General features: G+C 45.3%; 1 protein-coding gene. It reads left to right on the forward strand.

What is annotated here, in order from left to right; translation table 11 throughout:
• Positions 1–50: 50 nt before the first annotated feature.
• Positions 51–812: hypothetical protein (locus ACFIO3_RS14415; protein ID WP_375704714.1), on the forward strand; the 762-nt coding region annotated here is incomplete at its 3' end.

An 812-nucleotide genomic window follows, 5' to 3' on the forward strand; every position in this document is an offset into this window, starting at 1 on the left:
TTTTCACTTAATTCTAGTGTTTTTGCAACATTATTTAGAAAGTTTGACATATGATCAATGTATTTAAAAAGCGTACACGTTTGTACGCACTAACAACAAGTGCTTTCTTCTTTTTACAAGGTGTAGATGTTTCTATGGGGAGTACTTGGTTCTCATCATTCCTTCCTTCATTATCATCATTTACCTCTTTCATTGGAGGGTCGAGCACAGGGGCTATAACACCACCCGGAGGAGTGGAGGCTTCTGGAAGAGCAGAACCTAGAGTCGGTAATCCTGTTGGTAGTGGTTCTGCTCAGCCTCAGCCTCAGCCTCAGGCTCAGCCTCAGGCTCAGGCTCAGGCTCAGGCTCAGGCTCAGATTGTGCCTGTTTTAAATCATATTCGACCTATTAGTGCTTGTCATTCTAGAAAGAATAATATTTTTGTTCCTGGCATGATACGGAATGTTGCAGATAGTAGTGTTCGTGTTGCGAGTGTTGCAGGTGCAGTACCTGGTATTGCGAGTGTTGCAGGTGCAGTACCTGGTGTTGCGAGTGGTACAGGTGCTGTGCCAGGGGTCCCAGGTTCAGGTGTCCTATCTACTCCTAGTTCAAGCGTCTTATCTACTAGGGTGGAAACAGTAGTAAATATGCCGCAAGCAGGTGTACCAGCTGGCTCCAGTGGCTCATTAGCTCTTGTACAAGATACTTTAGGAGGATTAAACACTGTAAGTCAACAAAGACCAGAGGCTATATCAAGTGTTGCGAGTGGGGCAGATACAACGAATCTGCCTGCTATTCCAGGTGTTGGTCCAGGTACTACGTCAAATGATACT

The sequence above is a fragment of the Bartonella sp. AD328YNZD genome (assembly GCF_042196425.1).